Below are 25,481 nucleotides of genomic sequence, written 5' to 3'. Positions count from 1 at the left end.
AGTTTAGCCTGTTTTAAGGCTGGAGCGCCAAGAGTCTGACAGGTAAACTGCGCGATATCGAATTCCACATGACGGTGCGGACATGGAACTGAAAGCAACATCAATGGGTAAACGTCTGGCACAGCATCCCTATAATCGGGTGCGCTTGCTGGCCGCCGGCGTGGAAGTCAGTGGCGATCGCCATGAATATCTGATTCCGTTTAACCAGTTGCTCAACATTGCCTGCAAACGCGGCATGGTATGGGGCGAACTGGAGTTTCTGCTGCCAGATGAGAAAGTGGTGCGCCTTCATGGCACCGAATGGCAGGAAACGCAGCGCTTTTTCCACTATTTGCAGCACGCCTGGCAGCAGTGGAGCCAGGAGATGAGCGAGGTGAGCGCGGAGGTGCTGGTCGCGCTGGAGCAGGAAATTCTCGCCTTCACCCAGCAGGATCGCTGGTTGAAACGCAGTGAGCTGAGCGCGGTAAAAGAGAGCATTACACGCCAGTTTTCTGCCTTGCCGTTGCCTCTCGCGCGTATTGCCGAGTTTGATAACTGTCGTGAGCGCTGGGAATTCTGCCAGCAATGGCTGGAGCAAGGTGAAGCGGCGATCCGCCAACGCAATCGCCAATGGACCAGCAAGATCCTCAGCGACTATCACGAATTCTTCTCCACCGTTGAAACCACGCCGCTCAATCCATCGCAATGCGAAGCTGTAGTGAATGGCGAAGACGCGCTGCTGGTGCTGGCGGGCGCGGGCAGTGGCAAAACCTCGGTGCTGGTGGCGCGCGCCGGTTGGCTACTGAAACGCAAGCTGGCGCAAGCGGATCAAATTCTGTTGCTGGCGTTTGGTCGTCAGGCGGCAGAAGAGATGAATGACCGTATTCAAACGCGCCTTGGTGAAAGCGCGATTCAGGCGCGTACCTTCCATGCATTGGCGCTGCATATCATCCGCGAAGGCAGTAACAAACAACCGGTGATTAGCAAGCTGGAAAGCGACAGCAAGGCGCGGCGTCAGTTGCTGATAGAGACCTGGCGTGAGCAGTGCAACAGCAAGAAAGCGCAGGCCAGCGGCTGGCGTCAGTGGTTGCAGGATGAGCTGGAGTGGGAGATTCCCGAAGGTCCCTTTTGGCAAGATGACAAACTGGCGCAGCGCATCGCATCGCGCATGGAGCGCTGGCTGGGCTTGATGCGCATGCACGGCGGCGCGCAGGCGGCAATGATCGCGGATGTGGCAGAAGCGCAGCGCGATAATTTCAGCAAGCGTGTCAAACTGATGGCGCCACTGTTAAAGGCATGGAAAAGCGCGCTGAAAGAGGAGGGCGCGGTCGATTTCTCCGGGCTGATTCATCAGGCGATTGCCATTCTGGAGAAAGGGCGTTTTATCAGCCCGTGGAAGCATATTCTGGTCGATGAGTTTCAGGACATCTCACCGCAGCGAGCCGCACTGCTGACGGCGCTGCGTCAGCAAAACAAGCGAACCAGCCTGTACGCGGTGGGCGATGACTGGCAGGCAATCTATCGCTTTAGCGGTGCCGAAATGAGTTTGACCACCGCGTTCCATCACTATTTCGGCGATGGCGATCGCTGCGTGCTGGATACCACCTATCGCTTTAACGATCGTATTGGTGAGATAGCCAATCGCTTTGTACAACAGAACCCGCATCAGCTGCGCAAGCCGTTGAACAGCTTGTGCAAAGGTAATAAAAAATCGGTGACTTTGCTGCCGCAGGATCAACTGGAAGCGCTGTTCGATAAACTGAGCGGTTATGCCAAACCCGAAGAGCGCGTACTGCTGCTAGCGCGTTACCACCATTTGCGGCCGGCAATCCTCGATAAAGCTAAAACGCGCTGGCCAAAGTTAAAGCTGGATTTCATGACGATCCATGCCAGCAAAGGACAACAGGCGGATTTTGTTATTGTATTGGGGCTGCATCAGGGACGCGACGGTTTCCCGGCACAAGCGCGGGAATCCATCATGGAAGAGGGTTTGCTGCCGCAGCCGGAAGATTTCCCGGATGCGGAGGAGCGACGGCTGGCGTATGTGGCGATGACGCGTGCGCGCCAGCAGGTGTGGCTGATGTTCGATAAAGATCGGCCTTCGGTATTTGTCGAGCACCTGCGCGAATTAGGTGTGCCACAAAGCCGTAAGGCCTGATGATTAGGGTTTCAGGCGTTCGGCGAGATAACGCTGATAGTCTGGAATCTGAATCTCAATCTGTTGGGCAAACTTCGGTGACTGGATAATAAAATCTGCGGTGGTGCGGTTATTGGCCACCGGGATATTCCACACCGTGGCGAGGCGCAGCAGCGCTTTGACATCTGGATCGTGCGGCACCGCATTCAGCGGATCCCAGAAGAAAATCAGCACATCAATTTTACCTTCCGAAATCAACGCACCCACTTGCTGATCGCCGCCCATCGGGCCGCTCAGCATGGCGTTAACATCCAATCCGGTATGACGATTAATCAGATTGCCGGTGGTGCCGGTAGCGTACAACACATGCTGTTGCAGCGTGCTTTGGTTGGTTTGCACCCACTCCAGCAGCGAGGCTTTACAGTGATCGTGTGCAACGAGGGCGATATGTTTCTGAACCTGAAGGGTACGAACGGTCTGCTCCATAGGACTTCCTGTTTCTTCTCATGCATTATGTGTTAATGCAGGAGTTTACCCCTGGCGTTTCATCACTATCAACTTGTGCGTAAGGTTTTCATCCAGCTAATAAAACGCAGACGTGTGGCGGCATCAAAACGCTTGAACCAGCCATGCAAAGAGGGAAGATCGCTAACGTCCTGCCAGGCGTAATCCAGATTCAACTGCGCCTCGCTGGCGCTCAGCGAATGTAAGGCAAAACGCGGAACCGAAGCGGCGTGGGCATCACGATTATAATTCACCATCGCCTTTTCGAAATCGTTATCACCTGGCTTCGGCAAATGGTCGCGCAGGCTGGTGATTTCTATGCCGCGTTCATCAATCAGTTGAAAGTTGAGGGTTTTGTCGAAGGTGCTACGTTCACGACGATTAGTGAGCGCAGGCAAGCGAATTGCCACCGAATGGGCATTGGCGCTGAAAGTGACAATCATCGGCACGGATTGAAAGTGCGCGGCGTCAGTGCCCGGTTTTTCCACACGAAACAGAAACTGATGCTGCCCACGATCCAGCTCAAGGCTGCCTGCGCCTTTCAGCAGCGAACCAGAAATTTTACGCCCGTCCAGCACCAGCAGTTCGATCTCGGGATCGAGCTTGAGAGTGATGGCCTGGCATGAGGCTGATACGAGCAACAGCAGTAAACCCGTAGCAGTTAAAGACAGCTTCATTTCAACTCCCGGCAGAAGGGGGTAAATCGATTATGTGTAGCAAAGTATTACATTATGGCAGTAAATTTACATTTTTACATATTTATTCGTGCTGCTGCGCAAAGTTCTGGTGACCAACAGTTGCAGCCTGATGCGCAATGCCATCTACACTTAAGCGAATGAACCAGGAGAAAAAAGATGAATGATCAAACGATTCGCGATGTGCTGACTAAAACCAAACGTATCGCGTTAGTGGGCGCCAGCGACCGCCCCGATCGCCCGAGCTATGGCGTGATGAAATATTTACTTGATCAGGGATACGAGGTGATTCCGGTGAGTCCTAAATTGGCGGGACAGCAACTTCTTGGTCAAACCGCCTATGCCACGCTGGCGGATGTACCCGGAAAAGTGGATATGGTAGATGTGTTTCGCAATGCCGAAGCGGCATGGGGCGTAGCGCAGGAAGCGATCGCCATTGGTGCGGATACGTTGTGGTTACAGCTGGGCGTGATTAATGAGCAGGCGGCGGTGCTGGCGCAAGACGCGGGTATGACCGTGATAATGGATCGCTGTCCAAAAATTGAAATTCCTCGGCTGGGGATTAGGCACTAAAACAGAAACGGCGACCTGAGTCGCCGTTTGATTAATGTCTCAGGCTGGGTGCCTGCAGCTGTTGCCGAATTGACGCGGCCAGCTCATCCATTGAAGGTTGTTCGGGATGTTCGAAGGAGGTTTCCCCCGCCAGCTGAACTTCAGCGACATAGGTATGCACCTGATCGCCTTCTTCATCTTCCATCACCACATGATACCAGGGCGCGGCGCGCAGCGTTTCGCTGGCAGCGACATCATCAACTTCTGGCTCATCAAGCGAAAACTCCGGATCGACATCCACGATAACGCCGAGCACCCCGGAGAGACGATGTCGGACCTGCTGTCCAATTCCAAATTTAGTCGTAATCATTGTGACCTCCCAAAAGACTGCCCTGTAACCAATATGGAGGCAGGGACAGCGTTTTCAAGTCACAGCACGCGGCAGGCAAAACCTTTCAGATAAAGCCCTTCAGGATAGCTGGCGATCACTGGATGGTCGGCTGCCTGACGGAACTGCTCTATAAATTGTACATCACGACCGGCATCAACGGCGGCATCAGCGATGATTTTCTGGAACAAATCGGTTGGCATCAGGCCAGAACAGGAGAAGGTCAGCAATACGCCACCGGGATTCAACAGCTGAATGGCCAGCATATTGATATCTTTATAGCCGCGACACGCGCCCATCAACTGGTTCTTGTTCTCTACGAATTTCGGCGGATCCATGACGATCAGGTCGAACTTTTCGCCGCTGTCGCGATAACGACGCAGCAGTTTGAACACATCGTCACGCACAAACTGGGCACGCGACACATCCAGACCATTGAGTTCAACGTTCTGTTTCGCCACGTCGAGTGCGTCTTGCGAAGTATCAACGCTAATCACTTCACGACAGCCGCCCATCAAGGCAGAAACCGCAAAACCACCGGTGTAAGAGAAGCAGTTCAGCACGCGTGCATTATCTGAGTAGCCACGCGTGGCAAAACGGCTGTCACGCTGATCAAGGTAATAGCCGGTTTTATGACCGCCCTGAATATCCACCAGCAGCTTCATACCGTGTTCAGTAATCGGCAGCAGCGGTGGCGGCAGTTCACCCGAAACCGGCCCTTGCGCCAGCTCCAGTCCCTCTTTTTTACGCACTGCCACATCTGAGCGATCGTAAATAGCGCAATCCGGGAAACACTGCTGTAAGGCGGAGACGATGGCCGGACGCTGATACTCGGCACCTGCAGACAACAGCTGCATCACCAGGAAGTTGCCGAAGCGATCGATGGTTACGCCCGGCATGCCATCAGACTCACCGGCAATCAGACGATAGCTGTCCAGCCCATCACGTTTCGCCAGCCAGTCACGCCACAGCTGGGCTTGCTCAAAGCGGCGCACGAAGAAGGTGATGTCGATTGACTCATCCTGTTGCCAACTCCAGACGCGTGCGCGAATTTGTGATTGCGGAGAATACGCGGCGCTAGCCAGCCATTTGCCATTGCAGTCACAGATATCAATGGTTTCACCAGACTGGGCTTTACCTTCCATACGTGCAACGGCACCAGAGAACACCCACGGATGGCGGCGGAGCAGGGATTTTTCACGTCCCTTTGTGAGAATCAATCGAACGGTCATAGTTTGCTATGCTTACCTGAAAAAATGAGGCGCCATTTTCCGGCGGATGGCGGCAAATTGCAACGCAAGACGATGGGAGAACGCAATGGCTACCACATGCTGCAAAATTTGGGTGCACGGCATCGTGCAGGGCGTGGGGTTTCGCTACCACACCCAAGCGCAGGCCAGAGAGTTAAATCTTAACGGTTATGCGCACAATCTGGCGGACGGCAGCGTTGAAGTGCTGGCGTCCGGTGAGGCGCAGCAGGTCGATGCATTGATCAGTTGGCTCAAAGCGGGTGGGCCGCGTAGCGCGCGGGTAGATAAAGTGCTGGTGGAGCCGCATCAGCCCAGGGAGATGCCGACCCGATTCACCACCGGCTGATTACAAGCATTTCGCCGGTTTTGGCAATCCGGCAATTTTGGTCGCCTGCTTCGCCGGGCCTTCCGGGAACAGACGGAACAGATAGCGGCTGTTGCCTTTCTCCTCGCCATACTTTTGCGCCATAGCTTTCACCAGCATGCGCACCGCCGGCGAGGTATTAAATTCCTGGTAAAAGTTGCGCACAAAGTGCACTACTTCCCAATGCGCGTCACTCATCACGATCGCTTCTTGCTCCGCGATGGCAGCAGCCAGCGGTTCGCTCCAGTCCGCGCTATTTTTCAGATAGCCTTCCGCATCGGTGGCAATCTCTTTACCAGCAAAATTCACAGTCATTCCTCATGGCGTTAATCGACACATTGTAAATTCGCCCGGCCATAAAAAGCAAAAACCCCGCCGAAGCGGGGTTTGATAACTCTTGCGGCAGCTTAATCGCGGTTAGCGAAGCCCAGCAGGCTCAACAGGCTAACAAAAATGTTATACAGCGAAACATACAGGCTTACGGTGGCGCGAATATAGTTGGTTTCACCACCGTGAATGATGTTGCTGGTTTCCCACAGGATGGCACCCGCAGAGAACAGGATGAACAGGGCGCTAATCGCCAGATGCAGCGCAGGCAGTTGCAGGAAGATATTAGCAACCACCGCCACCAGCAGCACGACAAAGCCGGCCATCATCATGCCACTCAGGAATGACATATCGCGGCGTGTGGTCAATACGTAGGCCGAGCAACCGAAGAACACCAGCGCGGTGCCGCCCAGCGCCATAGCGATCACATCACCCATGCCTGCAGTGAGGAACGAGCTCAGGATTGGACCAAGGCAGTAACCGAGGAAGCCGGTGAAAGCGAAGGCCGCCAGAATACCTGCCGGGCTGTTAGCCAGTTTATGCGTCAGGAACATCAAGCCATAAAAGCCGACCAGCATCAGAATCAGGCCCGGTGAAGGCAAGGCAAACACGGTGCTGAGTGTGGCGGTGACGGCCGAGAAGGCCAGCGTAAAGCCAAGTAACAGATAAGTATTGCGCAGCACCTTGTGGGTGCTGACTAACGATTGCTGCGACGAGCTAAAAATTCTTTCCATCATGCGCTCCTTAAAGAGAGAAACACCAAATATGGCACGAGGATACGCAGCGCCTGAAAGACAGAAAAGGCGTTTTACCCATCTTTACGCGATAAATTGCTGTTTCGCTGAGCAGAATGGCGAAATTGACGCCGAAAAAATAGAATTTGGCTGTTTTTCAGCCGAACGATTCATTGCAGGCTTTACATCGTTATGGGGGATGTTTATAGTGCGCCTCATTGCGGAGGGGTGGCCGAGTGGCTTAAGGCAACGGTCTTGAAAACCGTCGATGGGAAACCATCCGAGAGTTCGAATCTCTCCTCCTCCGCCATTCACTCTTGCAGAGTGACGCAACAAAAAAATCCCCGGAGGGATGGCCGAGTGGCTTAAGGCAACGGTCTTGAAAACCGTCGATGGGAAACCATCCCAGAGTTCGAATCTCTGTTCCTCCGCCATATTAAAGAAGCCCGCAGAAATGCGGGCTTTTTGCTTTTCTGCGTTCATAAATTCCGAAAAACATCGCGTTGCTTTTCCATCTGCTGCCGTTCCCCGACGCCACGCGCGTTAACTGCTATATTCCATGCACGGTTTTTTGCAAACATCTGGCGATTTTCCGATGCAAGCTGAGTTACACTGTGTGGTAATTCGCTCTTTGGCGGGCTAATCGTTTGAAAGCCAGAGTGTTTCACTGATGAATTATGGAATAGGCACAATGATCAAGAAACTGAGTCTTTGCGCGTTGTCAGTCATCGCTGCGCTCCCGATGGGCATGTCCGCCTATGCTGCGGATGGAGATATGCAACTCCAGCAGGTGCTGATGTTAAGCCGTCATAACCTGCGTGCGCCGCTCGCCAACAACGGCAGCGTACTGGAACAATCCACCAAAAAGAGCTGGCCGCAGTGGGATGTCGCGGGCGGTGAGCTCACCACCAAAGGTGGCGTGCTGGAAGTCTACATGGGGAATTATACCCGTCAGTGGCTGGCACAGCAGGGCTTAGTCCAGAACGGGACTTGCCCGGACAGCAGCAACATCTTTGTCTACGCCAACAGCCTGCAGCGCACCGTGGCGACCGCGCAGTACTTTATCACTGGCGCCTTCCCTGGCTGTGATATCGCGGTCACGCATCAGGATGCGATGGGCACCATGGATCCGATCTTCAATCCGGTCGTCACCGACGGCAGCGATGAATTCAACAAGAAAGCCCTGGCTGCCATGACCGCGGCTAATGAAAAGCTGGCACTGAAGCCTGCCTTCCAGCATCTGGAAAAAATCGTCGACTACAAATCTGCCCCGGCCTGTAACGGCAAAAAGCAGTGTGATTTGAGCAGCGGCGATAACACTTTCAGCGCGGATAACGGTAAAGAGCCGAACGTAAGCGGTCCGCTGAAAATCGGCAACTCGCTGGTGGATGCGTTTACGCTGCAATATTACGAAGGTTTCCCGGCCGATCAGGTTGCCTGGGGCCAGATCAAAACGCCTGAACAGTGGAAAGAGCTGGCGTCGATCAAAAACGGTTATCAGGATGCGCTGTTCGCCTCTCCTGAAGTGGCGCGCGAAGTGGCCGCACCGCTGGTGGATTACATCCGCAGCCAGTTAGTCGATCAGGATAAAGCCAACGCGCCAAAAGTGACGCTGATGGTTGGTCATGATTCCAACATCGCCTCCTTACTCAGCGCACTGCAGGTTAAGCCTTATGAACTGCCGGGCAACGACGAGAAAACACCGATTGGCGGCCAGGTAGTATTCGAACGCTGGCACGATGTGAAGAACAACAAAGATCTGCTGAAAATTGAGTACGTCTATCAAACGGCCGATCAACTGCGCGATGCCGATGTGCTGAGCCTGAAAAATCCACCGAAGCGCGTCACGCTGCAACTGGCGGGCTGCGAAACGGATGCCAACGGCTACTGCAGCTGGGATCAATTCATCGGCGCATTGAATGGCGCTCTGCAAGGTACGCCACTGCAGCCTGCTGCGGCAGAACAGCCAGCACCTGCGGCCGCAGCACCAGCCGCAGATGACGCTAAGCAGAAAGCCGATCAGACTGCTGCGGATAAAGCAGCCGCAGACAAAGCAGCAGCGGATAAAGCCGCAGCACAGAAGGCTGCAGACGCGAAAGCGGCTGAAGAGAAAGTGAAGGCGGATAAAGCGGCCGCGCAGAAAGCGGCAGACGAGAAAGCCAAAGCGGAGAAAGCCACTGCCCAGAAAGCAGCGGATGACAAAGCCAAGGCTGATGCGGCAGCGGCACAGAAAGCGCAAGCCGATGCTACGCCAGCCAAATCAGAAGAACCGGCCAAAGCAGCGACCAGTAACTGAGTTTGCTGCTCAAAGAAAACCCCGCCGCGGCGGGGTTTTTTGTGCCTGTTAACCGGCGACGACCACCAGTTTTTGGTTGGCGAACTCTTTAATCCCCAGATCCGACAACTCACGTCCGTATCCGGAACGTTTCACGCCACCAAACGGCAGCTCTGCGGAGGTATCGCTCTGCGAATTGATAAACACCATGCCGGTTTCAATCTGCGATGCCATCTTACGGCCGCGCGCAATGTCTTTGGTCCAGACTGAACCGCCCAGGCCGTAATTTGAATCATTCGCCAGTGCCACAGCGGCACGATCGTCCGCCACCACATACACCTGTGCTACCGGGCCAAAGAACTCCTGATAGTAAGCAGGATTGTCTGGCGTCAGACCGGTGAGCACCGTTGGCTGGTAATAGCAGCCGACGCCATCAATGGCGCGTCCACCAAACTCCACGCGCGCGCCATTTTGCACCGCTTCCTCAACCTGCTTCACTAAACGATCGCGCGCATCTTTTGAAGAGAGCGGGCCAAGCGTGGTTTTCTCATCAAGCGGATCGCCCGGCGTGGCAGATTGCAGAGCCGCGCTGAATTTGGCCATAAACGTATCGGCAATTTTCTCATGCAAAATAAAGCGCTTGGCGGCGGTACAGACCTGGCCGCAGTTACTGAGACGAGCTTGCGCACCCTGACGTACCGCTTCATCGATATCGGCATCGTCCAGCACCACAAACACATCGTTACCGCCCAGCTCCAGCGTCGATTTCTTCAAGTGTTTACCGGCCTGTTCCGCCACGGCGCTACCGGCGCGTTCGGAACCCGTCAGCGCCACGCCTTGCACGCGCGGATCGGCAATCAAATCCGCGACTTGATCGGTGGAGATAAACAGGTTGGTCCATGCGCCTTTTGGCGCACCGGCTTCTTCTACCAGCTTTTCAAACACATCGGCGCAGTGCGGCACGATATTGGCGTGTTTCGCCAGCACCGGATTGCCGAGCGCCAGGTTTGGCGCCAGCACGCGCATCAGCTGATAGTAAGGGAAGTTCCACGGCTCGACCGCGACGATCACGCCAATCGGATGGTACTCAAGCCAGGCATCGCCCACATCGCTGGCGTAGGGTTGCGGCTGTAAAAATGTCGCAGCATGTTCAGCGTAGTAGCGGGCGATCTGCGAACAGATTTTCACTTCACCACGGCTCTGGCCAATCAGTTTGCCCATCTCTTTACTGGCGATGGTCGCCAGCTCTTCGGCCCGTTGGTCAATCAAATCGGCCAAACGGTGCAGCACCTGCAGACGCGGTTGAATATCGCCTTTACTCCACGCGGAATGATAAAGCGCATCTGCGGTTTCCAGCGCCTGTTGTGCATAGGCATCATCGTGCTCGTTCCACGCTTTTAGCAGTTGGTTATTGGCTGGATTGATACTTTGATAGGCTGACATACAAGGCTCCTTGGTGATGTAAAGGTAACAAAGGCGGGACAATGCCCGCCTGCAATTTAAACGTTTTTGCGCTCGACCGTTTTATCGTCCCAGGTCAGAACATCCTGGTCGGTCTTTTTGAAGGCGCGAATCAGCACTTCATCGCTGCCTTGCTGGCTCCAGATCTGCTCGGCTAAACGTTCGTCGTAGTTGGCTACCTCAAAAATGGCTTCAGCGATTTCGCGTGAAGTGTGGCGCAGTGATGCCCATTCGCCTACGTGATGCTCTTTCGACTGTTCTGTTGTCATGAAGGTCTCCTGTTGTGGATTTTATCCCTGTAGCTTTACCGCCAGTCCGGCGACGTGTTGGCCCTGAAAACGGGCAATATCCAGTTCTTCCGCCGAAGGTTGACGTGATCCATCTCCGCCCGCCAGCGTGGTGGCGCCGTAGGGCGTTCCGCCGCGTACGTGGGAGATGTCGAAGAGTTCTTTAGTGCCATAACCGATGGGAACAATCACCATGCCGTGATGGGCGAGGGTGGTCCAGACGGAAGTGATGGTTTGCTCCTGGCCGCCGCCGGTACCGGTGGAAGCAAAGACGCTGGCGATTTTGCCGTACAGCGCGCCCGAAGCCCACAAGCCGCCAGTGCGATCCCAGAAGTTACGCATCTGCCCCGCCATGTTGCCGAAGCGTGTGGGTGTGCCAACGATGATGGCATCATACTGCGGCAAATCTTCCGGTTTCGCTTCAGGCGCGGCCTGATCCACTTTGCCGCCAACCTGGGCGAAACGCTCGGCATCCATGCTTTCCGGCACGCGCAATATTGTAACTTCCGCGCCGCTCACGCTCTTTGCACCGTCGGCCACGGCTTGCGCCATGGTTTCAATATGTCCGTACATCGAATAATAGAGCACCAAAATCTTTGCCATGGTTTTCATCCTGCGAGGGTGGTGAGTAATCAAAAGTATAGAAGAGCCTGCGCAGGCTGCTGTACAGAGGTTAAGCAGGTGCCAATAAGTGTCGGCTAACTGCTTGTAACGCGGCGGTAAATTTGCTTTTTCGCAGTGAAATGAGTGAATTATCTGTTTCAAATTGTGAATATCAGGCCGATCTCACCGCTACGGTGTCTATTATTTAATCAGGTGTGCGGAATATCCGCCGCCAGGCTTTTCACGGCAGCATCGTGATAAGCCCCTAATCTGGATGCTCAATCCGTGGAGGAAATGATGGCCGAACATCGTGGAGGATCAGGTAATTTCGCAGAGGACCGTGAAAGGGCCGCAGAAGCGGGTCGCAAAGGCGGCAAAAACAGCGGGGGTAATTTTAGAAACGACCCACAGCGCGCGTCTGTAGCCGGTGAAAAAGGGGGACGCAGCCGCGGCAAGAAATAGCGCGACTGACCGTTAATCCCCGGCCGCCGGGTTCGCCCGGCGGTGACAGGCATTGCAATTTCCCCGCTCTCTGAGCAAACTGACCGCCAACTGATTATTCTGGTGCGTTATGTCCGCTTCTTCTTCTCGTCTCAGCCTGCGTATTTCGCGTCAGGAGTTGGTGCTCATATTTATTACCATGGTTTGGGGTGGCACTTTTTTGGTGGTACACCGGGCGATGGCCCATTCCGGTCCGTTCTTTTTTGTGGGATTACGTTTTGCTACGGCATCGCTGCTGCTGGCCTTTTTCTTCCGTCGTTATCTCAAGCAAGTTACTTGGCTGGAAATCAAAGCCGGGGCGCTGATTGGCCTGTCGATTGCCGGCGGCTACGGTCTGCAAACCTGGGGCATGCAAACCATTTCCAGCAGTCAGTCGGCGTTTATCACCGCGCTCTACGTGCCGGTGGTGCCGCTGCTGCAATGGTTATTCCTGCGCCGTCCGCCGGGATTGATGGCGTGGCTGGGCATTTTGCTGGCGTTTACCGGTTTAGTGCTGGTGGCGGGTCCGCAGGATGGCAGTTTGACGCTGAATGCCGGTGAAATCGCCACCTTACTGAGCACGCTGGCAATCGCGGCGGAGATCATCCTGATCAGCCGTTATGCCGGACAGGTCGATGTGCGCCGCGTCACGCTGATTCAGCTGATGGTGGCATCGGCCTGCGCCTTTGTTCTGATGATCCCGAATGGCGAATCGGTTCCTGCCATGTCAACGCCGTTGCTGCTGAGCGCGTTGGGTCTGGGCGCGGCCAGCGCCTTGATTCAGGTGACGATGAACTGGGCGCAACGCAGCGTTTCACCGACGCGTGCCACGGTGATTTACGCCGGTGAACCGGTGTGGGCGGGCGTGGTAGGACGTTTGGCGGGCGAGCGTCTACCTGCTGCTGCGCTGCTGGGCGCGGCCTTGATTGTTTGTGGGGTAATCGTCAGCGAACTGCGTATACGCCGCAAGAAAGCGGTGCCCGATCAGGCACCGCTCGAGCCTTAAGGGTGTTGCCGTGCCGCCTCGTTCGCCAGCGCGGCGCCGCGACGTTGTAAAATCGCGTTCAGGATGATGGCACCAAAGGTGGCGGTGCCGATGCCGCCAAGGGTGAAGCTGCCAATCTTCAGGGCAAAATCACCGGCGCCCAGCACCAGCGTGGTCGCCACCATGATCAAATTGCCATTCTGATTGAAATCCACATGGTTCTGCACCCAAATGCGTGCGCCTGCCACCGCAATCAAACCAAATACTACAATCGATGCGCCACCAATCACCGGACCGGGAATGGTGTGGATTAGCGCGCCAAATTTCGGTGAGAAGCCAAGCACCAAAGCGATCGCCGCGGCGGCCACAAAGGCCAGCGTTGAGTAGACTTTGGTGACCGCCATCACACCGATATTTTCCGCGTAGGTGGTGACACCGCTGCCGCCGATTGAGCCCGACAGCATGGTTGCCAGACCGTCACCGACAAAGGCGCGGCCCATCCAGGGATCGAGATTGCGCCCGGTCATGCCCGCCACGGCTTTAATGTGCCCGAGGTTTTCCGCTACCAGAATGATCGCCACAGGCGCGATCATCACGATGGCCTGCATATCAAAGATCGGTGCGGTGGTGTGCGGCAGGCCAAACCACGGTGCGTTGGCAAGGCCGCTGAAATCCACCGGTTTGCCGAAGCCCATCACGTTGGTTAGCAGTGCATAGATGGCCCACGCGACAATCAGGCCGACCAGAATCAGCAGGCGCTGGATCATCCCGCGCGTGAATACCGCCACCAGACCAATGCACAGCACCGTCATCACCGCCATCCAGCTGTCAAACATCGAGCCGGATACACCGTGCACCGCAATTGGCGCCAGGTTCAGACCAATCGCCATCACCACCGCGCCCGTGACCACCGGCGGCATCAGACGCTCGATCCAGCCGGTGCCGACCTTCATCACGATCAGGCCAATCAGCGTATAGAGCGCGCCGCAGGCAATCACGCCGCCCAGCGCCAGCGCCAGGTTGGGGTTGAGTCCCTGACCGTTAAAGCCGGTTATCGCGATGATTACGCCGACAAACGCCGCGCTGGATCCGAGATAACTGGGTACGCGCCCGCCGGTGACCAGGAAGAACAGCAGCGTACCGATGCCCGAAACCAGAATCGCCAGATTGGGGTCCAGTCCCATCAGCAACGGCATCAGCACCGTTGCGCCAAACATTGCCACAGCATGCTGCAGGCCTAGCACGACCGTCTGCGCAAACGGCAGCGTTTCGTCCGGCGCAATCAGCCCATCATCGGTCATGGCTGACTTTTTCTGCCAGCGGGGGAACCAGGAACTCGCCATCGTCATCTCCAGGGTGTCAGTGAAAGCGGGCCGCACAAGGCGGCGTTAGCGGGCGTCCTGCCGTAAAAGGTGATGATAGCCACGGTCAAACCATGCCAGACCGTGCGTTTCATCATTGCGTACCAGCGCCTGCACTTCGCAAAACAGAATGTCGTGCGTGCCCACGCTGACTACTTGTGCCACTTTGCAATCAAACGACACCAGCGCGCCGTCTAACAGCGGTGAACCGCTGGCCAGCGTGTGCCAGTCAGCGGCGGCAAAGCGTTCCGCCATCGGCGTTTTGCCGCCAAATAGCGTCGAGAGATCTTCATGCCCGGCGGCCAGGGTGTTAACGCACAGATAACCGTTGTCGCGAAAAATCGGCCACACCGACGCTGAGCGATTAAGACAAACCAGCAGCGTGGGCGGCGTATCAGTAACGCTGCACACCGCCGAGGCGGTAAATCCGGCGCGTCCAGCGGGACCGTCGGTGGTGATGATATTCACCGCCGCGCCTAAGCACGCCATCGCGTTACGAAACGCATCGCGTTCTACACCGGGTAAAATTGGCAGTTCATGCACGCTCATTGGCGGCTCCTGTGATTAGCTGGCCGCTCGCTGGGCAGGCGCAGCCGTATCGGCCAGCCAGCGCAGCAGCAGCGCATTAAAGTTGTCGGCATCGGTGACGCTCATCGCGTGTCCGCCCCGGGCCATCTCAATCAGGCTGCCGTTGGGCAGCGCCTGCGCCAGCTGCGGTGAGCAGCTCCACGGCACCAGCAGATCGTCCTGGCTGCAGATCGCTAACACTGGCTGGGAGATGCGCGCCACATGAGCGCGGAAATCCGCGCTTTTCAGCGCATGCAAGCGACGCAGCAGGTTTTCCATGCCCTGGAAATGGGCGACATGGTGCGCATCTTCAGCGTTAATGCGCTCCTGATTGCGCGCCAGCCATTCCGCGGGATAGAGGAACAGCGGCTGCGCACGCACAAAGGCTTCGACGCCGACGTTCATCAGCAGATCCTGACGCACCTGGAAGCAGCGCTGCGTGTGCGCATCCAGCGAAAGCCAGCCGTTGATCACCACCACGCGGCCCACGCGCTGCGGGAAGTCCAGCGCCAGTTGCAGGCCGATTAAGCCGCCCAGCGCATGGCCGATAATGTCGTAATGTTGAATGCCGTGCTGTTCCAGCGTTTCTGCCAGTTCCGCCGCCATCATCGTCATGCTGTAGCCGTCCGGCAGCGTATCGGCGCTGCGGCCAGTACCGCGCTGATCGTACGTCACCACGCGATAATGCGGCGTCAGCGCCGCCAGCTGCGGTTGCCAGAAACCGGCGACGCCGCCTAAACCGGAAGCGAGCACCAGCGTCGGCGCATCTTCAGCGGTTGAACCCTGGATCTCCAGATGCATCACGCCTCCTGTTTGCCGATATGCGCAACGCTGGCGATTTCGATCAGCGCATCCGGTTTCACTAAGCCGCACTGAATGCAGAAGCGCGCCGGTTTATCACCGGGGAAGTATTCGGCGTAGATCTGGTTAATCGCTGCGTAGTTGCTCCAGTCGGTGAGAAAAATCGAGTTGAAGGTCACGTCTTCCATGGTGCCGCCGGCGGTTTCGATCACCTTTTTAATGGTCTCCAGCACGTGACGCGTTTGCGCGGCGGCATCACCGACGTGCACCACGTTGTTGTTGGCATCGAACGGCAAGGTGCCGGAGACGTAGACGACGCCGTCAGCTAAGGTGCCGGGCACGAATGGCGCTATGGGCGTACCGGTGCCGGGCGGAATAATCACACTTTTAGGCATGGCGAAATCCTCTTCTTATCGGTTTGCAGGTGAATCGAGGCGTTAGCTTTTCAGCGTTTCGCAGAAGGTGTCGGTATCGCTGACCCAGCCAAAAAACGTTTCGATATTGAAAATGGCCGCCTGCTGGGCAAACGCCGGGCCCGCCTGATAGGTCGCGTCTTCCAGCACCACGCCGAAATATTCCAGGAAGAAGCCGTCACGCAGCGTCGATTCCACGCAGACGTTGGTGGCGATGCCGGTAAACACCAGATGGCGGATGCCACGGCTGCGCAGCATGCTGTCGAGCGAGGTGTTGAAGAAGCCGCTGTAGCGCGGTTTCGGCAGTACAATATCGCCGGCCTGCGGCACCAGTTCATCGACCAGCGCATAATCCCAACCGCCTTTCGACAGCAGCGTGCCCTGTAACTCCGGGCGCTTGCGCATGGTTTTCAGCGCATTAGATTTGTGGAAGTTGGGGGATCCCGCATCACCGGCTTCAACGTATTGGTCGTCCCAACCGTTCTGAAACCAGATGATCTGCATCCCGGCGGCCCGCGCTGTGGTGACCACCTGATGGATTTTGGCAATCACCGGTTTGGTAGCGGAGACATCAAATCCCGCCAGATCAAGATAGCCGCCTTGCGTGGCGTAGGCGTTCTGCATATCCACCACAATCAGCGCACTTTGCGCGGGCGGCAGCGCGATGGCTTCCGGGCGCGCCGGCAAGGTGACGTTCGGTAAACTTGAGGTGTGGGCGCAAACAACGGTACTCATCAGGCAACCTCCTGCTGGGATGCGATTAAATCGTGGCGACACTGCATTAAGGGTTGGATACGTTCACCGAAATCTTCGATGCCTTGCAGGAAATCATCGAAGGTGAGCAACACGCCTTGCGTGCCATCGACTAAAGCAACCTCATCCAACATTCGTGCCACATTGGCGTAAGAACCCACCAGCGTGCCCATGTTGATGTTAACGGCGGAGGTCGGATCGGCCATCTGGCGCACGTTGGTGTCGCTGCCAGATTTGGTGTCCTGCTGACTTTGCGTGGTGAGCCAGGCGAGCGCCTCTTCATCGGCGCCGGCTTTGTAGTGTTCCCATTTGGCGCGTGCGGCTTCGTCGCTCTCGGCGGCGATGATCATAAACAGCACATAGCTACCGACGTCGCGCCCCGCTTTATCGGCAGCTTGCTTCATACGCGCGGCAGTTGGCGCGAAGGCAGTTGGCGTGTTGACGCCTTTGCCAAAGCAGAAGTTGTAATCGGCGTGCTGCGCCGAGAACGCCATGCCCGCATCGCTCTGACCGGCGCAAATCACTTTCATCGGTTTCTGCGGCTGCGGGCTGACGCGGCAATCGTTCATGGTAAAGAACTCGCCCTTGAAGTCGCTTTGGCCGGTGCCCCACAAATCGCGCAGCACGGTGACGTATTCGGTCAGATATTGGTAGCGGCTGGAGAAGTAAGCATCGCCCGGCCACAAGCCCATCTGCTCGTACTCGGGTTTCTGCCAGCCGGTAACGAGGTTGACGCCGAAGCGGCCATTCGAGATGGAATCAATGGTGGAGGCCATACGCGCCACAATCGCGGGCGGCAAGGTCAGCGTGGCGGCGGTGGCGTAGATTTCGATGCGTGAGGTCACCGCCGCGAGTCCCGCCATCAGCGTGAAGGATTCGAGGTTGTGATCCCAAAACTCGGTTTTGCCGCCAAAGCCGCGCAGTTTGATCATCGAAAGGGCAAAGTCGAAATGATAATGCTCTGCTTTCAGCACGATCTCTTTGTTCAGTTCAAAAGTCGGTTTGTACTGCGGTGCATGGGTGGAGATCAGCCAGCCGTTATTACCAATCGGGATAAAGACGCCAATTTTCATGTGAAACCTCTCTGCATTAGACGGGGACTGCTTCACGCGCTGCGCTGCTTCCTGCACGCATCCTGCGGGCGGCGCTCCATCACAAAATTGCAAAGGCTGTGCCACATTTTTAAAAGAGATAAATAACAATGTGTTAAAAGTAACGCCTGTTCTAAACTGGAGTAATTGGTCCATTTCAGACCGTTTGGTCAAAACGTTCTGCACGTTTTTCATGCGCCGCGTGGTCAAAAAAGGTGCAGGCGGGCGATTAGGCAGGAAAGAAGGCCTTTGTTATGATGCGTTGACGCAGGACGGAAGAGGTAACAGTGTGAAAAGCGATGAAAAAAAACCGGGACGCCGTTCGCGAGCGGTCGCCGCAAAGCGGGCAGCCATTCTGGAAGCGGCGTTAACCTTCTTCTCGCAATACGGTATTCACGGTACCAGCCTGGATAAAGTGGCGGAGCGCGCCGACGTCTCCAAAACCAATTTGCTGTATTACTATCCGTCGAAAGAAGTGCTTTATGTGGCGGTTTTAAAAGAGATTCTTGATGTGTGGCTGGCGCCGCTGCGCGCGCTGCAGCACGATCACGATCCGCTGACCGCGATACGTCAATACATTCGCCTTAAGCTGGAAGTCTCGCGTGATCATCCGCAAGCGTCACGGTTGTTCTGCCTTGAGATGTTGCAGGGCGCGCCGCTGCTGAAAGGTGAACTGGCCGGTGATTTAAAAGCGCTGGTGGATGAGAAAGCGGCGATTATCGAACAGTGGATCGCCGAAGGTCGGTTGGCGGGTGTGCAGCCGCAGCACCTGTTTTTCCTGCTATGGGCGACTACGCAGCACTATGCGGATTTCGCCTCACAGGTGGAAGCGATTACCGGCCAGACGTTGAACGATGCGGCGTTTTTTGAACAGACGCTGGAAAACGTGCAGCGCATGATAATTGAAGGGATCCGCGTGCGCTGATCCCGCGTTTTCAAGGAGAGTGCATGGATTCGTTATCACAACTGACGTTAGGCGCGGCGGTCACCGTTGCGGTGATGGGCAAGCGCGTCCCGCTGTGGCAAGCGGCGCTGGTGGGCGCGGTGGCGGGCACCTTGCCGGATCTCGACGTGTTTATCGATCACGGCGATGCCATCCGCAATATGACGCTGCATCGTACCGAAAGTCATGCGCTGATAATCCTCACCTTAATTGCACCGCTGCTCGGCTGGCTGGTGGCCGGTGCGACACGCAGTCGCGCGCACTGGCGCGGCTGGACGCTGGCGATGTGGCTGGCGCTGGTGACGCATCCGCTGCTGGATCTCACCACCGTTTACGGTACGCAGCTGGGCCTGCCGCTCACCGATTTCCCTTATGCCATTGGCAGCATGTATATCATCGATCCGCTGTATACCTTGCCATTGCTAATTGCGCTGCTCGTCGCCCTGTGGCGACGCGATGCTGTGGGCTTGCGCTGGAATCAGGCGGGATTATTGGTGAGTACGCTTTATCTCGGCTGGAGCATGGTGGCACAGAGCATGGCGACGCAACACATTGAGCAAGCGCTGGCGCAGCAATCAGTGCAACCGGAGCAACTACTGGTGACGCCAACCGCGTTTAATACGCTGGTGTGGCGCACGGTGATCATGACGCCAGAGCGTTATGGCGAAGCCTATTGGTCGCTGTTGTCACCGGGGCGTTCGCTGCAGATAAGCTGGCACGATCGTCAACCCGCGCTGTTTACGCCGTTCAAAGGGCAATGGCACGCCGAGCGTGTAGCGTGGTTTAGTCATGGGTTTTACGCAATGAAGCAGGAGGGCGATCGCACGTTGATCAGCGATTTGCGGATGGGGGAAGAGCCGGATTACACCTTTACCTTCAATCTGGGATCGCCGCAGTCGCCGGAGCTAGCACCGCAGCGTGAACCTTCGGTGCGTCCTGCATTGGGTGAGGCGTGGCATAAGCTGCGGGAGAGATTGTGACTTCGTGGTGAAGCGTGTTTGCTGATGAGGTGCGCTTTCTGTCAAAAAAGAAAAAGGCTGCACTTTCTTTCAAAAGGCAGCCTTAACGTAGCCGTGATAAATCAGGCTTTACGACGACGTAACAACCAGCCCATGGTCAGCATCACAAACCACAGCGGCGTGACCATTAGCGCCTGACGGGTGTCTTCCTGCAGCGTCAGCAGCACCAGCACAAAGGCGAAGAACGCCATGCATACCCAGCACATAAACTTGCCCAGCGGCATTTTGAACTTCGATTCAGCATGACGCTGTGGATGCTGCTTACGATACGCCAGATAGCTGCACAGGATGATGGTCCAGACGAACATAAATAGAATCGCCGACACCGTAGTGACCATGGTGAACACCGTCATCACATCCGGAATCAGGTAGATCAGCGCCACGCCCGCCAGCAGACACAGACAAGAGAAGAACAGGCCGGTGGTTGGCACCGCACGCGCCGAGAGGCGACCAAAGGCTTTATGCGCTACGCCTTGTTCCGCCAGGCCGAACAACATGCGGCTGGTGGAGAAGATACCGCTATTGGCGGACGAGGCGGCGGAGGTCAGCACCACGAAGTTGACGATGCTGGCGGCGGCAGGCAAGCCGATCAGCACAAACATCTCAACGAACGGGCTGCGATTCGCCAGCACCTGATTCCACGGCGTCACCGCCATGATGACCATCAGCGCCAGCACGTAAAACATAATAATGCGCAGCGGAATGGCGTTAATTGCACGCGGCAGAACTTTGTGCGGATCCTTGGTTTCTGCCGCCGCGGTGCCGACCAGCTCAATGCCGACAAAGGCGAAAACCGCAATCTGGAAGCCAGCAAAGAAGCCGCTCAAGCCTTTCGGGAACATGCCGCCGTGATCCCAGATGTTGCTCAGGGACGCGGTGCCACCGTTCGGCGACGGATAATGCATGCTCACCAGCACAATGCCGGTGATGATCAGCGCCACAATGGCGACGATTTTGATAATCGCGAACCAAAACTCCATCTCACCAAACAGCTTCACCGTAGCGATGTTCAAAGCCAGGAAGACAAAGACGCACAGCAGGGCGCTCATCCAGATGGAGAAGTCCGGGAACCACAGCTGGAAATAGGCGCTGATGGCCACCACGTCGGCAATGCCGGTCACCACCCAACAGAACCAGTACGTCCAGCCGGTAAAATAGCCCGCCCACGGACCGAGTAAATCGGCAGCGAAATCGCTAAAGGATTTGTATTCGAGGTTGGACAACAGCAGTTCGCCCATGGCGCGCATGACGAAGAACAGCATAAAGCCAATGATCATGTAGACGAAAATGATCGACGGGCCCGCGAGGCTGATGGTTTTACCCGAGCCCATAAACAACCCCGTGCCGATGGCGCCACCGATAGCAATTAACTGAATGTGACGATTATGCAGGTTACGCTGGAGTTTATCCGGCTGTTCGGCCGTAGCGAGCGCCTCTTTTGATTGATCAACCATAAATTTTTCTTTCCTGTCGAGATGTTGTGTCAGCTCTATTGGCTGTTTTGCCCGTCATACTTCAAGCCGCAGATGCGTTGGCTACGCGTGTTCACCCCAGGAACTGACTAAATTAAGCTCCTAATGATTCACACACTTGCCGCCTTTCTGCGGCTCACATTATTTAGGGCATTCGTTATGAGCCTTTGTCCAGGCAAGTGGCATAAGATAGTGGAAAGCCAACCCGTTTCGGTAATGGTTTTTCCCCCTTTGTGACCTTTTACGTGCTTTGCTCTGTCAGTAATTATTTACAGAGTTTAAAGCGCAGTCATTTTGCGTAAATCTTCAACAATTAAGCGATTTACGTCACTTTCCGCGCACATGACTTCTACACTTGTTAGTTCATTTCATCAGGAAAAGTGAGGCATTGTGCGCGCTCTGTTCGCCGTCGCGTTGTTGGCTGTATGCGGCTGGTTTAGTTTGCCGTGGTTGAAAACGCATCTGCCGCCTCAGTGGAACCCCTTTACACCGCTCAACGTTACCGATCCGCCCGGTTGGATGACGCGTTACAAGCTAAAAAAGCTGAGTGGCGATCCGGCTGCCTGCCTGGCGGTGATGCGGCAAGCCAGTGAACAGCGGCTGGTGCAGTTTCGTGCCGTGCCGCCAATGCAAGGGAATTGCCCGATTGAGCAGCCGCTACGCATCAGCGGCTACGGTGACGTCACGCTGAGCAGCAGTTTTCTCGCCAGCTGTCCGATGGCGGTGGCCAGCACCATGTTTGTGATTAACAGCGACAGCGCATTACGTCAGGCCGGTTTCAACAGTCCGCTGAAACGCATTGCCCATGTTGGCAGCTACGCCTGTCGCAATATTTATCATCGTCAGGAAGGGCGTTTGAGTGAGCACGCCAGCGCCGATGCCTGGGATATTACCGGATTTCAGCTGGCAAATGGGCGTTGGTTGCAGGTAGGAAAAAACTGGCAACAGCCAGAGGATGCGGCGGCTGGACTGCATGCGCTGTGGCGTAACGGCTGTGCGACGTTCGGTAATGCGCTGGGGCCCGATTATAACGCCGCGCATGCCAGCCATTTTCATCTTGGCATGCGCGGTTCGGGTTACTGCCGTTAGCTATACCGCAGGATTAAGCCCACGTTTTATCAGGAAATGATTAGCCGGCCAGGAGAAAATAAAGCCAGTCATTATGGCCAGTTGCAGCATAAACCAGAATACCGCCACCAGCGGGTTGACCTGCTCGTTCAGCACAAACTTTAGGGCCAACGCCATAAAGATAAAAATACCTAATTGAAAAATCAGAAGGGGGAAAATTTCGGTTTTTAACGCCAATAATAATGCGCTGCCAAATGAATGTTTTTCACGTTGGCGAATCGCCAGAAATTGAAAAAGTAATCCCATCAACAATGAAGCGATAACGCAAATAAGGGCCTGCATGCCTATCGTCGGATTAATGGCAAATTGTTTTAGTAAAGTGACTATCGGGATTGTCATTATATCGCCAAATATACAAGCCGCTGCGGATAATGACGTGGAAATAAATATAGTTTGCCAGCTGGCGTTACTGCGTATTTTTTGTGGAACCAACAGCGCAAGTTTTTGCTGTTGTGATGGTTTACGGCCTAAGTACCACCAGACGATCCAGCCAATAAAAGGCATATACAAACCGGTTAATGGCCAAATGATATTCATCACCGCCACCGGATGTGGTTGGCGAAAAAGATCTTTTAAAATCATCAGGGCAGTGCAGACGCCCAGAACAAGGAAAGGTAATGCAAACTGGTTCAACATAGTCAGTTCCGCTAAGTTTCCCACCTACATGCGACAATGCGCCTGAGCCTTACTGCAGCACTGTCTTCCAATGCATCTTTTCACTCCGCTAGCATTAAGCGTAGCCGTTAATCAGCATGAGAGAAATCACATCATTACTTAATGTATTATCTTAACCGCAGAAATAGGTGGGATTAACATTAAGTCAAAACTCATTCACCGTACAAACCCCTTTCACAGCAAAACAATCTGCTTTTTTTGCATCAATAATTTTAGTTAATGACGATGCTAAAAATTTATCAATCTAACGATCATTTTCAATCAACTGGATGATTGAAACTACTTCAGAAAAATCCTATTCTAATCTGCTGAGGAATTAAAGTTGTGAACCTGTTAACAATTAACGTGAACTTACACATCTCCATTACGTTAACGCATTGACAGTAGAAGAGTTATGCTAGCTGCTGGCAAATTTGCTCCTTTTTCAATCAATATTTTTTGTCTGGCTAATTTATTTTTTGCGTTAACACGAACTAATTTCAGAATGTAAAAGCGTGAAACAGCGCTAAGGCAATAATGACGACCGATAATTATTTCGTCTGGCGAGGCGAAATGGAAAATGAATTTCTGGCGCTAACGCAAGTGACGCAATTGAAATCCCTGTTGCAACAGCAGATTGAAAAGCTGGGTTTCGATTACTTCGCTTTTTTGGTTCAGCATCCGGTGCCCTTTACCCGGCCGCGCTTGTTTTTGTTCAGTACATACCCGGAAGGCTGGGTGAAACGCTACGAAAGCGAGAACTATTATAAGGTCGATCCGGTGTTATTACTCTGTCAGCGGCCGGGACGGGGTGTTGAATGGACGCGCGATTTATTTACCGGTGCGGGTAATTTGTGGGCAGAAGCCAACGCTGCGGGATTAATGAGCGGCTTTTCCTGCTCAGCAATGGCACCAAATCGTACCATTGGTATATTATCTATTGCATCGACACTTCACAGTAAGACCCAACACTTGCGCATAGAGCTTGAGGTGAAACTGCATCTTCTGGCGGAACTGAGTTTGCGCGTGTTGGAGCGTTTGAATGACGATTCTATGGTCGTTTTATCTAACGATTTTAGTCAGCGTGAATTAGAAATCTTAAAATGGACGGCGGAAGGAAAAACGTCGGCGGAAATTTCACTTATTTTAGCCATATCTGAACATACGGTGAATTTTCACCAAAAGAATATGCAAAAGCGTTTTAATGTTTCCAATAAAACGCAGATTGCCTGTTATGCCGCTGCGGTTGGCCTGATATAGCGAAAAAGCAACTACTAATTTTAGTAGTTCCTTCTCCCGTGTCAGTTGTCTACCCTGCGCGCAACGTTGCCAGGCTGGCTCAAAGAAATCATTGCATACATGGGGATGTCAGAGGCGCATGATGAAAGTAATTCAAACACAGCTTAAGGATATGCCGTCCTCACTGTTGGCAGAACTGGGAACGTATCGCTATAGCGTGTTTGCGCGCGGCGAAGGGTGGTCGATTCCACCGCGATTGAGTACGCCAGGGCAAGAGTACGATCGTTTTGATCGTTCGGATGTCACCTGGTTGATTGCCTGGAACGCTCGTCAGGGTATTTGCGGCTGCGCACGTCTGTTGCCGTGGCATGAACCTGAGGTGCCGGAAGGTTTTGTTCTGCCTTTCGATCAGGAAAAGGTATGGGAAATGTCGCGCTTCTCGGCGCGCCTTGAGGTGGACGCGGAGCTACCGCTGAGTATTTTGTGGCACTCGGTGCAATTAGCAGAACTGAGCGGCATGGAGTATTTGATCAGTTCGGCGACGCCAATGCTTGAGAAGATGTTCGAACAGCATCAGGTAGTCTACGAGCCGCTCTCACCGGGCTTGATCCAATCTGAAGACAATCTGTTTGCCATTCGCATTCCGGTTGATCAACCGGCGCTGGCGGAGAAATATCGGGGTACACGACGCTTTAGCCCGGAAGAGGTACTGCCGTCGCTGGGTGTTTCAGTAAACTGGCAATCACACAGCTAGATACCCCGCGCATTTCGCGCGGGGCATATCGCTTATTGACGGTAAGCGGTTTTGATCTGACGAATTGTATTATTAAACACTTCCGCCTGCGGCTTATCGCCTAACGAAGCTTGCACATAACGCTCCATGTTGATGATCACCTTACCGGCATCGGCTTGACCCATTCCTTTCAGAATCAGCGTCACCATCATTTTCAGACAGGCGACTTCGTCGGCCAGCGCCTGCGTGTCTCGTGAAGTTGCGAAATCTTCATCACTCATAATTG

General features: G+C 54.7%; 29 protein-coding genes and 2 tRNA genes. 13 read left to right on the top strand and 18 right to left on the bottom strand.

Going from position 1 to position 25,481, the window contains the following annotated elements; genetic code table 11:
- Positions 1 to 82: 82 nt before the first annotated feature.
- On the top strand, positions 83 to 2,137 hold the full coding sequence (helD, locus tag MWH02_RS04345) for a DNA helicase IV (RefSeq protein ID WP_192413825.1): 2,055 nt from the start codon (positions 83 to 85) through the stop codon (positions 2,135 to 2,137).
- 3 nt (positions 2,138 to 2,140) lie between these two features.
- Here the strand turns inward: helD and MWH02_RS04340 are convergent, their stop codons facing one another.
- Both MWH02_RS04340 and MWH02_RS04335 read right to left on the bottom strand, forming a co-directional pair.
- Entirely contained in the window at positions 2,141 to 2,602 is a 462-nt protein-coding gene (locus MWH02_RS04340; protein ID WP_101760917.1) for a methylglyoxal synthase, read from the bottom strand.
- Between the two features lie 68 nt (positions 2,603 to 2,670).
- A complete protein-coding gene (locus MWH02_RS04335) occupies positions 2,671 to 3,297 on the bottom strand; it encodes a YccT family protein (protein WP_271459962.1) in 627 nt (208 codons plus the stop codon).
- Between the two features lie 177 nt (positions 3,298 to 3,474).
- Here MWH02_RS04335 and MWH02_RS04330 point away from each other — a divergent pair, with 177 nt between their 5' ends.
- Entirely contained in the window at positions 3,475 to 3,888 is a 414-nt protein-coding gene (locus tag MWH02_RS04330) for a CoA-binding protein (RefSeq protein ID WP_101760915.1), read from the top strand.
- Positions 3,889 to 3,919: 31 nt separating this feature from the next.
- Here MWH02_RS04330 and hspQ read toward each other — a convergent pair whose 3' ends face one another.
- Positions 3,920 to 4,237, bottom strand: a complete 318-nt coding sequence (hspQ, locus tag MWH02_RS04325) for a heat shock protein HspQ (protein WP_008101422.1) — start codon at positions 4,235 to 4,237, stop codon at positions 3,920 to 3,922.
- Positions 4,238 to 4,296: 59 nt separating this feature from the next.
- Positions 4,297 to 5,487 (bottom strand): 23S rRNA (cytosine(1962)-C(5))-methyltransferase RlmI, encoded by a 1,191-nt coding sequence (gene rlmI, locus MWH02_RS04320; RefSeq protein WP_271459961.1) that lies wholly within the window; start codon positions 5,485 to 5,487, stop codon positions 4,297 to 4,299.
- An 85-nt stretch (positions 5,488 to 5,572) separates the two neighbouring features.
- Here rlmI and yccX point away from each other — a divergent pair, with 85 nt between their 5' ends.
- On the top strand, positions 5,573 to 5,851 hold the full coding sequence (gene yccX, locus MWH02_RS04315; RefSeq protein ID WP_101760913.1) for an acylphosphatase: 279 nt from the start codon (positions 5,573 to 5,575) through the stop codon (positions 5,849 to 5,851).
- Here the strand turns inward: yccX and tusE are convergent, their stop codons facing one another.
- Positions 5,852 to 6,178, bottom strand: coding sequence for a sulfurtransferase TusE (gene tusE, locus MWH02_RS04310; protein ID WP_101761038.1), 327 nt, complete (start codon positions 6,176 to 6,178; stop codon positions 5,852 to 5,854).
- 98 nt (positions 6,179 to 6,276) lie between these two features.
- The gene (gene yccA / locus MWH02_RS04305) at positions 6,277 to 6,930 is read right to left on the bottom strand and encodes an FtsH protease modulator YccA (protein WP_007887332.1); all 654 of its coding nucleotides are present in this window, start codon (positions 6,928 to 6,930) and stop codon (positions 6,277 to 6,279) included.
- A gap of 222 nt (positions 6,931 to 7,152) precedes the next feature.
- Here yccA and MWH02_RS04300 point away from each other — a divergent pair.
- From MWH02_RS04300 to agp, 3 genes are all read left to right on the top strand, one after another.
- Positions 7,153 to 7,240, top strand: a tRNA-Ser gene (locus MWH02_RS04300).
- A gap of 36 nt (positions 7,241 to 7,276) precedes the next feature.
- Positions 7,277 to 7,364 (top strand) — tRNA-Ser (locus MWH02_RS04295).
- A gap of 257 nt (positions 7,365 to 7,621) precedes the next feature.
- A complete protein-coding gene (agp, locus tag MWH02_RS04290; RefSeq protein WP_271459960.1) occupies positions 7,622 to 9,226 on the top strand; it encodes a bifunctional glucose-1-phosphatase/inositol phosphatase in 1,605 nt (534 codons plus the stop codon).
- Positions 9,227 to 9,274: 48 nt separating this feature from the next.
- Here the strand turns inward: agp and MWH02_RS04285 are convergent, their stop codons facing one another.
- From MWH02_RS04285 to wrbA, 3 genes are read right to left on the bottom strand one after another with little or no spacing between them, the layout of a single operon-like run.
- The gene (locus MWH02_RS04285) at positions 9,275 to 10,648 is read right to left on the bottom strand and encodes an NAD-dependent succinate-semialdehyde dehydrogenase (RefSeq protein WP_101760910.1); all 1,374 of its coding nucleotides are present in this window, start codon (positions 10,646 to 10,648) and stop codon (positions 9,275 to 9,277) included.
- A gap of 56 nt (positions 10,649 to 10,704) precedes the next feature.
- Complete coding sequence (locus MWH02_RS04280) at positions 10,705 to 10,935, bottom strand: YccJ family protein (protein WP_007887329.1); 231 nt, start codon at positions 10,933 to 10,935, stop codon at positions 10,705 to 10,707.
- A gap of 21 nt (positions 10,936 to 10,956) precedes the next feature.
- The gene (wrbA, locus tag MWH02_RS04275) at positions 10,957 to 11,556 is read right to left on the bottom strand and encodes an NAD(P)H:quinone oxidoreductase (RefSeq protein WP_101760909.1); all 600 of its coding nucleotides are present in this window, start codon (positions 11,554 to 11,556) and stop codon (positions 10,957 to 10,959) included.
- A 297-nt stretch (positions 11,557 to 11,853) separates the two neighbouring features.
- Here wrbA and MWH02_RS04270 point away from each other — a divergent pair, with 297 nt between their 5' ends.
- Both MWH02_RS04270 and MWH02_RS04265 read left to right on the top strand, forming a co-directional pair.
- Positions 11,854 to 12,018, top strand: a complete 165-nt coding sequence (locus tag MWH02_RS04270) for a con-10 family general stress protein (protein ID WP_061717065.1) — start codon at positions 11,854 to 11,856, stop codon at positions 12,016 to 12,018.
- A gap of 109 nt (positions 12,019 to 12,127) precedes the next feature.
- Positions 12,128 to 13,042, top strand: coding sequence for a DMT family transporter (locus MWH02_RS04265; protein ID WP_008109428.1), 915 nt, complete (start codon positions 12,128 to 12,130; stop codon positions 13,040 to 13,042).
- Here the strand turns inward: MWH02_RS04265 and rutG are convergent.
- Genes rutG through rutA form a run of 6 tightly spaced genes read right to left on the bottom strand, consistent with a single transcriptional unit; the run spans position 13,039 to position 17,989 of the window.
- Complete coding sequence (gene rutG, locus MWH02_RS04260; protein WP_271459959.1) at positions 13,039 to 14,364, bottom strand: pyrimidine utilization transport protein G; 1,326 nt, start codon at positions 14,362 to 14,364, stop codon at positions 13,039 to 13,041. The genes MWH02_RS04265 and rutG overlap by 4 nt on opposite strands.
- Before the next feature lie 45 nt (positions 14,365 to 14,409).
- A complete protein-coding gene (gene rutF / locus MWH02_RS04255) occupies positions 14,410 to 14,931 on the bottom strand; it encodes an NADH-dependent FMN reductase RutF (RefSeq protein ID WP_110865878.1) in 522 nt (173 codons plus the stop codon).
- A gap of 15 nt (positions 14,932 to 14,946) precedes the next feature.
- Positions 14,947 to 15,750 (bottom strand): pyrimidine utilization protein D, encoded by an 804-nt coding sequence (gene rutD / locus MWH02_RS04250; RefSeq protein WP_271459958.1) that lies wholly within the window; start codon positions 15,748 to 15,750, stop codon positions 14,947 to 14,949.
- Positions 15,750 to 16,145 (bottom strand): pyrimidine utilization protein C, encoded by a 396-nt coding sequence (gene rutC / locus MWH02_RS04245; protein WP_271459957.1) that lies wholly within the window; start codon positions 16,143 to 16,145, stop codon positions 15,750 to 15,752. The genes rutD and rutC overlap by 1 nt, the downstream gene beginning before the upstream one ends.
- 42 nt (positions 16,146 to 16,187) lie before the next feature.
- Complete coding sequence (rutB, locus tag MWH02_RS04240; protein ID WP_271459956.1) at positions 16,188 to 16,898, bottom strand: pyrimidine utilization protein B; 711 nt, start codon at positions 16,896 to 16,898, stop codon at positions 16,188 to 16,190.
- The gene (gene rutA / locus MWH02_RS04235) at positions 16,898 to 17,989 is read right to left on the bottom strand and encodes a pyrimidine utilization protein A (protein ID WP_049851054.1); all 1,092 of its coding nucleotides are present in this window, start codon (positions 17,987 to 17,989) and stop codon (positions 16,898 to 16,900) included. Before rutA ends, rutB begins: the two co-directional genes overlap by 1 nt.
- Before the next feature lie 307 nt (positions 17,990 to 18,296).
- Between rutA and rutR the strand changes: the two genes are divergently transcribed.
- Complete coding sequence (rutR, locus tag MWH02_RS04230; protein WP_110865882.1) at positions 18,297 to 18,932, top strand: HTH-type transcriptional regulator RutR; 636 nt, start codon at positions 18,297 to 18,299, stop codon at positions 18,930 to 18,932.
- 23 nt (positions 18,933 to 18,955) lie between these two features.
- Positions 18,956 to 19,930 (top strand): metal-dependent hydrolase, encoded by a 975-nt coding sequence (locus MWH02_RS04225; protein ID WP_101760902.1) that lies wholly within the window; start codon positions 18,956 to 18,958, stop codon positions 19,928 to 19,930.
- A 101-nt stretch (positions 19,931 to 20,031) separates the two neighbouring features.
- Here the strand turns inward: MWH02_RS04225 and cycA are convergent, their stop codons facing one another.
- Positions 20,032 to 21,423 (bottom strand): D-serine/D-alanine/glycine transporter, encoded by a 1,392-nt coding sequence (gene cycA / locus MWH02_RS04220; protein WP_101760901.1) that lies wholly within the window; start codon positions 21,421 to 21,423, stop codon positions 20,032 to 20,034.
- 408 nt (positions 21,424 to 21,831) lie between these two features.
- On the opposite strand from cycA, the gene MWH02_RS04215 reads away from it, so the two are divergent.
- Positions 21,832 to 22,530, top strand: a complete 699-nt coding sequence (locus MWH02_RS04215; protein ID WP_101760900.1) for an extensin-like domain-containing protein — start codon at positions 21,832 to 21,834, stop codon at positions 22,528 to 22,530.
- Here MWH02_RS04215 and MWH02_RS04210 read toward each other — a convergent pair whose 3' ends face one another.
- The gene (locus MWH02_RS04210; protein ID WP_271459955.1) at positions 22,531 to 23,205 is read right to left on the bottom strand and encodes a DUF4396 domain-containing protein; all 675 of its coding nucleotides are present in this window, start codon (positions 23,203 to 23,205) and stop codon (positions 22,531 to 22,533) included. It abuts the gene before it with no gap.
- Positions 23,206 to 23,760: 555 nt separating this feature from the next.
- Between MWH02_RS04210 and MWH02_RS04205 the strand changes: the two genes are divergently transcribed.
- Together MWH02_RS04205 and MWH02_RS04200 are read left to right on the top strand one after the other, a co-directional pair.
- A complete protein-coding gene (locus tag MWH02_RS04205; protein WP_101760898.1) occupies positions 23,761 to 24,483 on the top strand; it encodes an autoinducer binding domain-containing protein in 723 nt (240 codons plus the stop codon).
- 121 nt (positions 24,484 to 24,604) lie between these two features.
- Positions 24,605 to 25,216 (top strand): acyl-homoserine-lactone synthase, encoded by a 612-nt coding sequence (locus tag MWH02_RS04200; protein ID WP_008102322.1) that lies wholly within the window; start codon positions 24,605 to 24,607, stop codon positions 25,214 to 25,216.
- A 32-nt stretch (positions 25,217 to 25,248) separates the two neighbouring features.
- Here the strand turns inward: MWH02_RS04200 and MWH02_RS04195 are convergent, their stop codons facing one another.
- On the bottom strand, positions 25,249 to 25,476 hold the full coding sequence (locus MWH02_RS04195) for a DUF2594 family protein (protein ID WP_007887303.1): 228 nt from the start codon (positions 25,474 to 25,476) through the stop codon (positions 25,249 to 25,251).
- Positions 25,477 to 25,481: the final 5 nt, after the last annotated feature.

Origin of the sequence: Pantoea leporis, assembly GCF_028048155.1 — a bacterium.
GTDB lineage: Bacteria > Pseudomonadota > Gammaproteobacteria > Enterobacterales > Enterobacteriaceae > Pantoea > Pantoea leporis.
This window is presented reverse-complemented; position numbering and strand designations above follow the sequence as displayed.

Coding starts and splice junctions, on each gene's coding strand:
- MWH02_RS04225 (WP_101760902.1), top strand. CDS start 18,956: ATGGATTCGTTATCACAACTGACGTTAGGCGCGGCGGTCACCGTTGCG.
- wrbA (WP_101760909.1), bottom strand. CDS start 11,556: ATGGCAAAGATTTTGGTGCTCTATTATTCGATGTACGGACATATTGAA.
- MWH02_RS04330 (WP_101760915.1), top strand. CDS start 3,475: ATGAATGATCAAACGATTCGCGATGTGCTGACTAAAACCAAACGTATC.
- MWH02_RS04340 (WP_101760917.1), bottom strand. CDS start 2,602: ATGGAGCAGACCGTTCGTACCCTTCAGGTTCAGAAACATATCGCCCTC.
- MWH02_RS04265 (WP_008109428.1), top strand. CDS start 12,128: ATGTCCGCTTCTTCTTCTCGTCTCAGCCTGCGTATTTCGCGTCAGGAG.
- agp (WP_271459960.1), top strand. CDS start 7,622: ATGATCAAGAAACTGAGTCTTTGCGCGTTGTCAGTCATCGCTGCGCTC.
- MWH02_RS04205 (WP_101760898.1), top strand. CDS start 23,761: ATGACGACCGATAATTATTTCGTCTGGCGAGGCGAAATGGAAAATGAA.
- yccA (WP_007887332.1), bottom strand. CDS start 6,930: ATGGAAAGAATTTTTAGCTCGTCGCAGCAATCGTTAGTCAGCACCCAC.
- cycA (WP_101760901.1), bottom strand. CDS start 21,423: ATGGTTGATCAATCAAAAGAGGCGCTCGCTACGGCCGAACAGCCGGAT.
- rutG (WP_271459959.1), bottom strand. CDS start 14,364: ATGGCGAGTTCCTGGTTCCCCCGCTGGCAGAAAAAGTCAGCCATGACC.
- MWH02_RS04280 (WP_007887329.1), bottom strand. CDS start 10,935: ATGACAACAGAACAGTCGAAAGAGCATCACGTAGGCGAATGGGCATCA.
- rutB (WP_271459956.1), bottom strand. CDS start 16,898: ATGAGTACCGTTGTTTGCGCCCACACCTCAAGTTTACCGAACGTCACC.
- MWH02_RS04335 (WP_271459962.1), bottom strand. CDS start 3,297: ATGAAGCTGTCTTTAACTGCTACGGGTTTACTGCTGTTGCTCGTATCA.
- rutF (WP_110865878.1), bottom strand. CDS start 14,931: ATGAGCGTGCATGAACTGCCAATTTTACCCGGTGTAGAACGCGATGCG.
- MWH02_RS04270 (WP_061717065.1), top strand. CDS start 11,854: ATGGCCGAACATCGTGGAGGATCAGGTAATTTCGCAGAGGACCGTGAA.
- yccX (WP_101760913.1), top strand. CDS start 5,573: ATGGCTACCACATGCTGCAAAATTTGGGTGCACGGCATCGTGCAGGGC.
- MWH02_RS04195 (WP_007887303.1), bottom strand. CDS start 25,476: ATGAGTGATGAAGATTTCGCAACTTCACGAGACACGCAGGCGCTGGCC.
- rutC (WP_271459957.1), bottom strand. CDS start 16,145: ATGCCTAAAAGTGTGATTATTCCGCCCGGCACCGGTACGCCCATAGCG.
- rutD (WP_271459958.1), bottom strand. CDS start 15,750: ATGCATCTGGAGATCCAGGGTTCAACCGCTGAAGATGCGCCGACGCTG.
- hspQ (WP_008101422.1), bottom strand. CDS start 4,237: ATGATTACGACTAAATTTGGAATTGGACAGCAGGTCCGACATCGTCTC.
- MWH02_RS04210 (WP_271459955.1), bottom strand. CDS start 23,205: ATGTTGAACCAGTTTGCATTACCTTTCCTTGTTCTGGGCGTCTGCACT.
- rutA (WP_049851054.1), bottom strand. CDS start 17,989: ATGAAAATTGGCGTCTTTATCCCGATTGGTAATAACGGCTGGCTGATC.
- rlmI (WP_271459961.1), bottom strand. CDS start 5,487: ATGACCGTTCGATTGATTCTCACAAAGGGACGTGAAAAATCCCTGCTC.
- helD (WP_192413825.1), top strand. CDS start 83: ATGGAACTGAAAGCAACATCAATGGGTAAACGTCTGGCACAGCATCCC.
- MWH02_RS04285 (WP_101760910.1), bottom strand. CDS start 10,648: ATGTCAGCCTATCAAAGTATCAATCCAGCCAATAACCAACTGCTAAAA.
- MWH02_RS04200 (WP_008102322.1), top strand. CDS start 24,605: ATGAAAGTAATTCAAACACAGCTTAAGGATATGCCGTCCTCACTGTTG.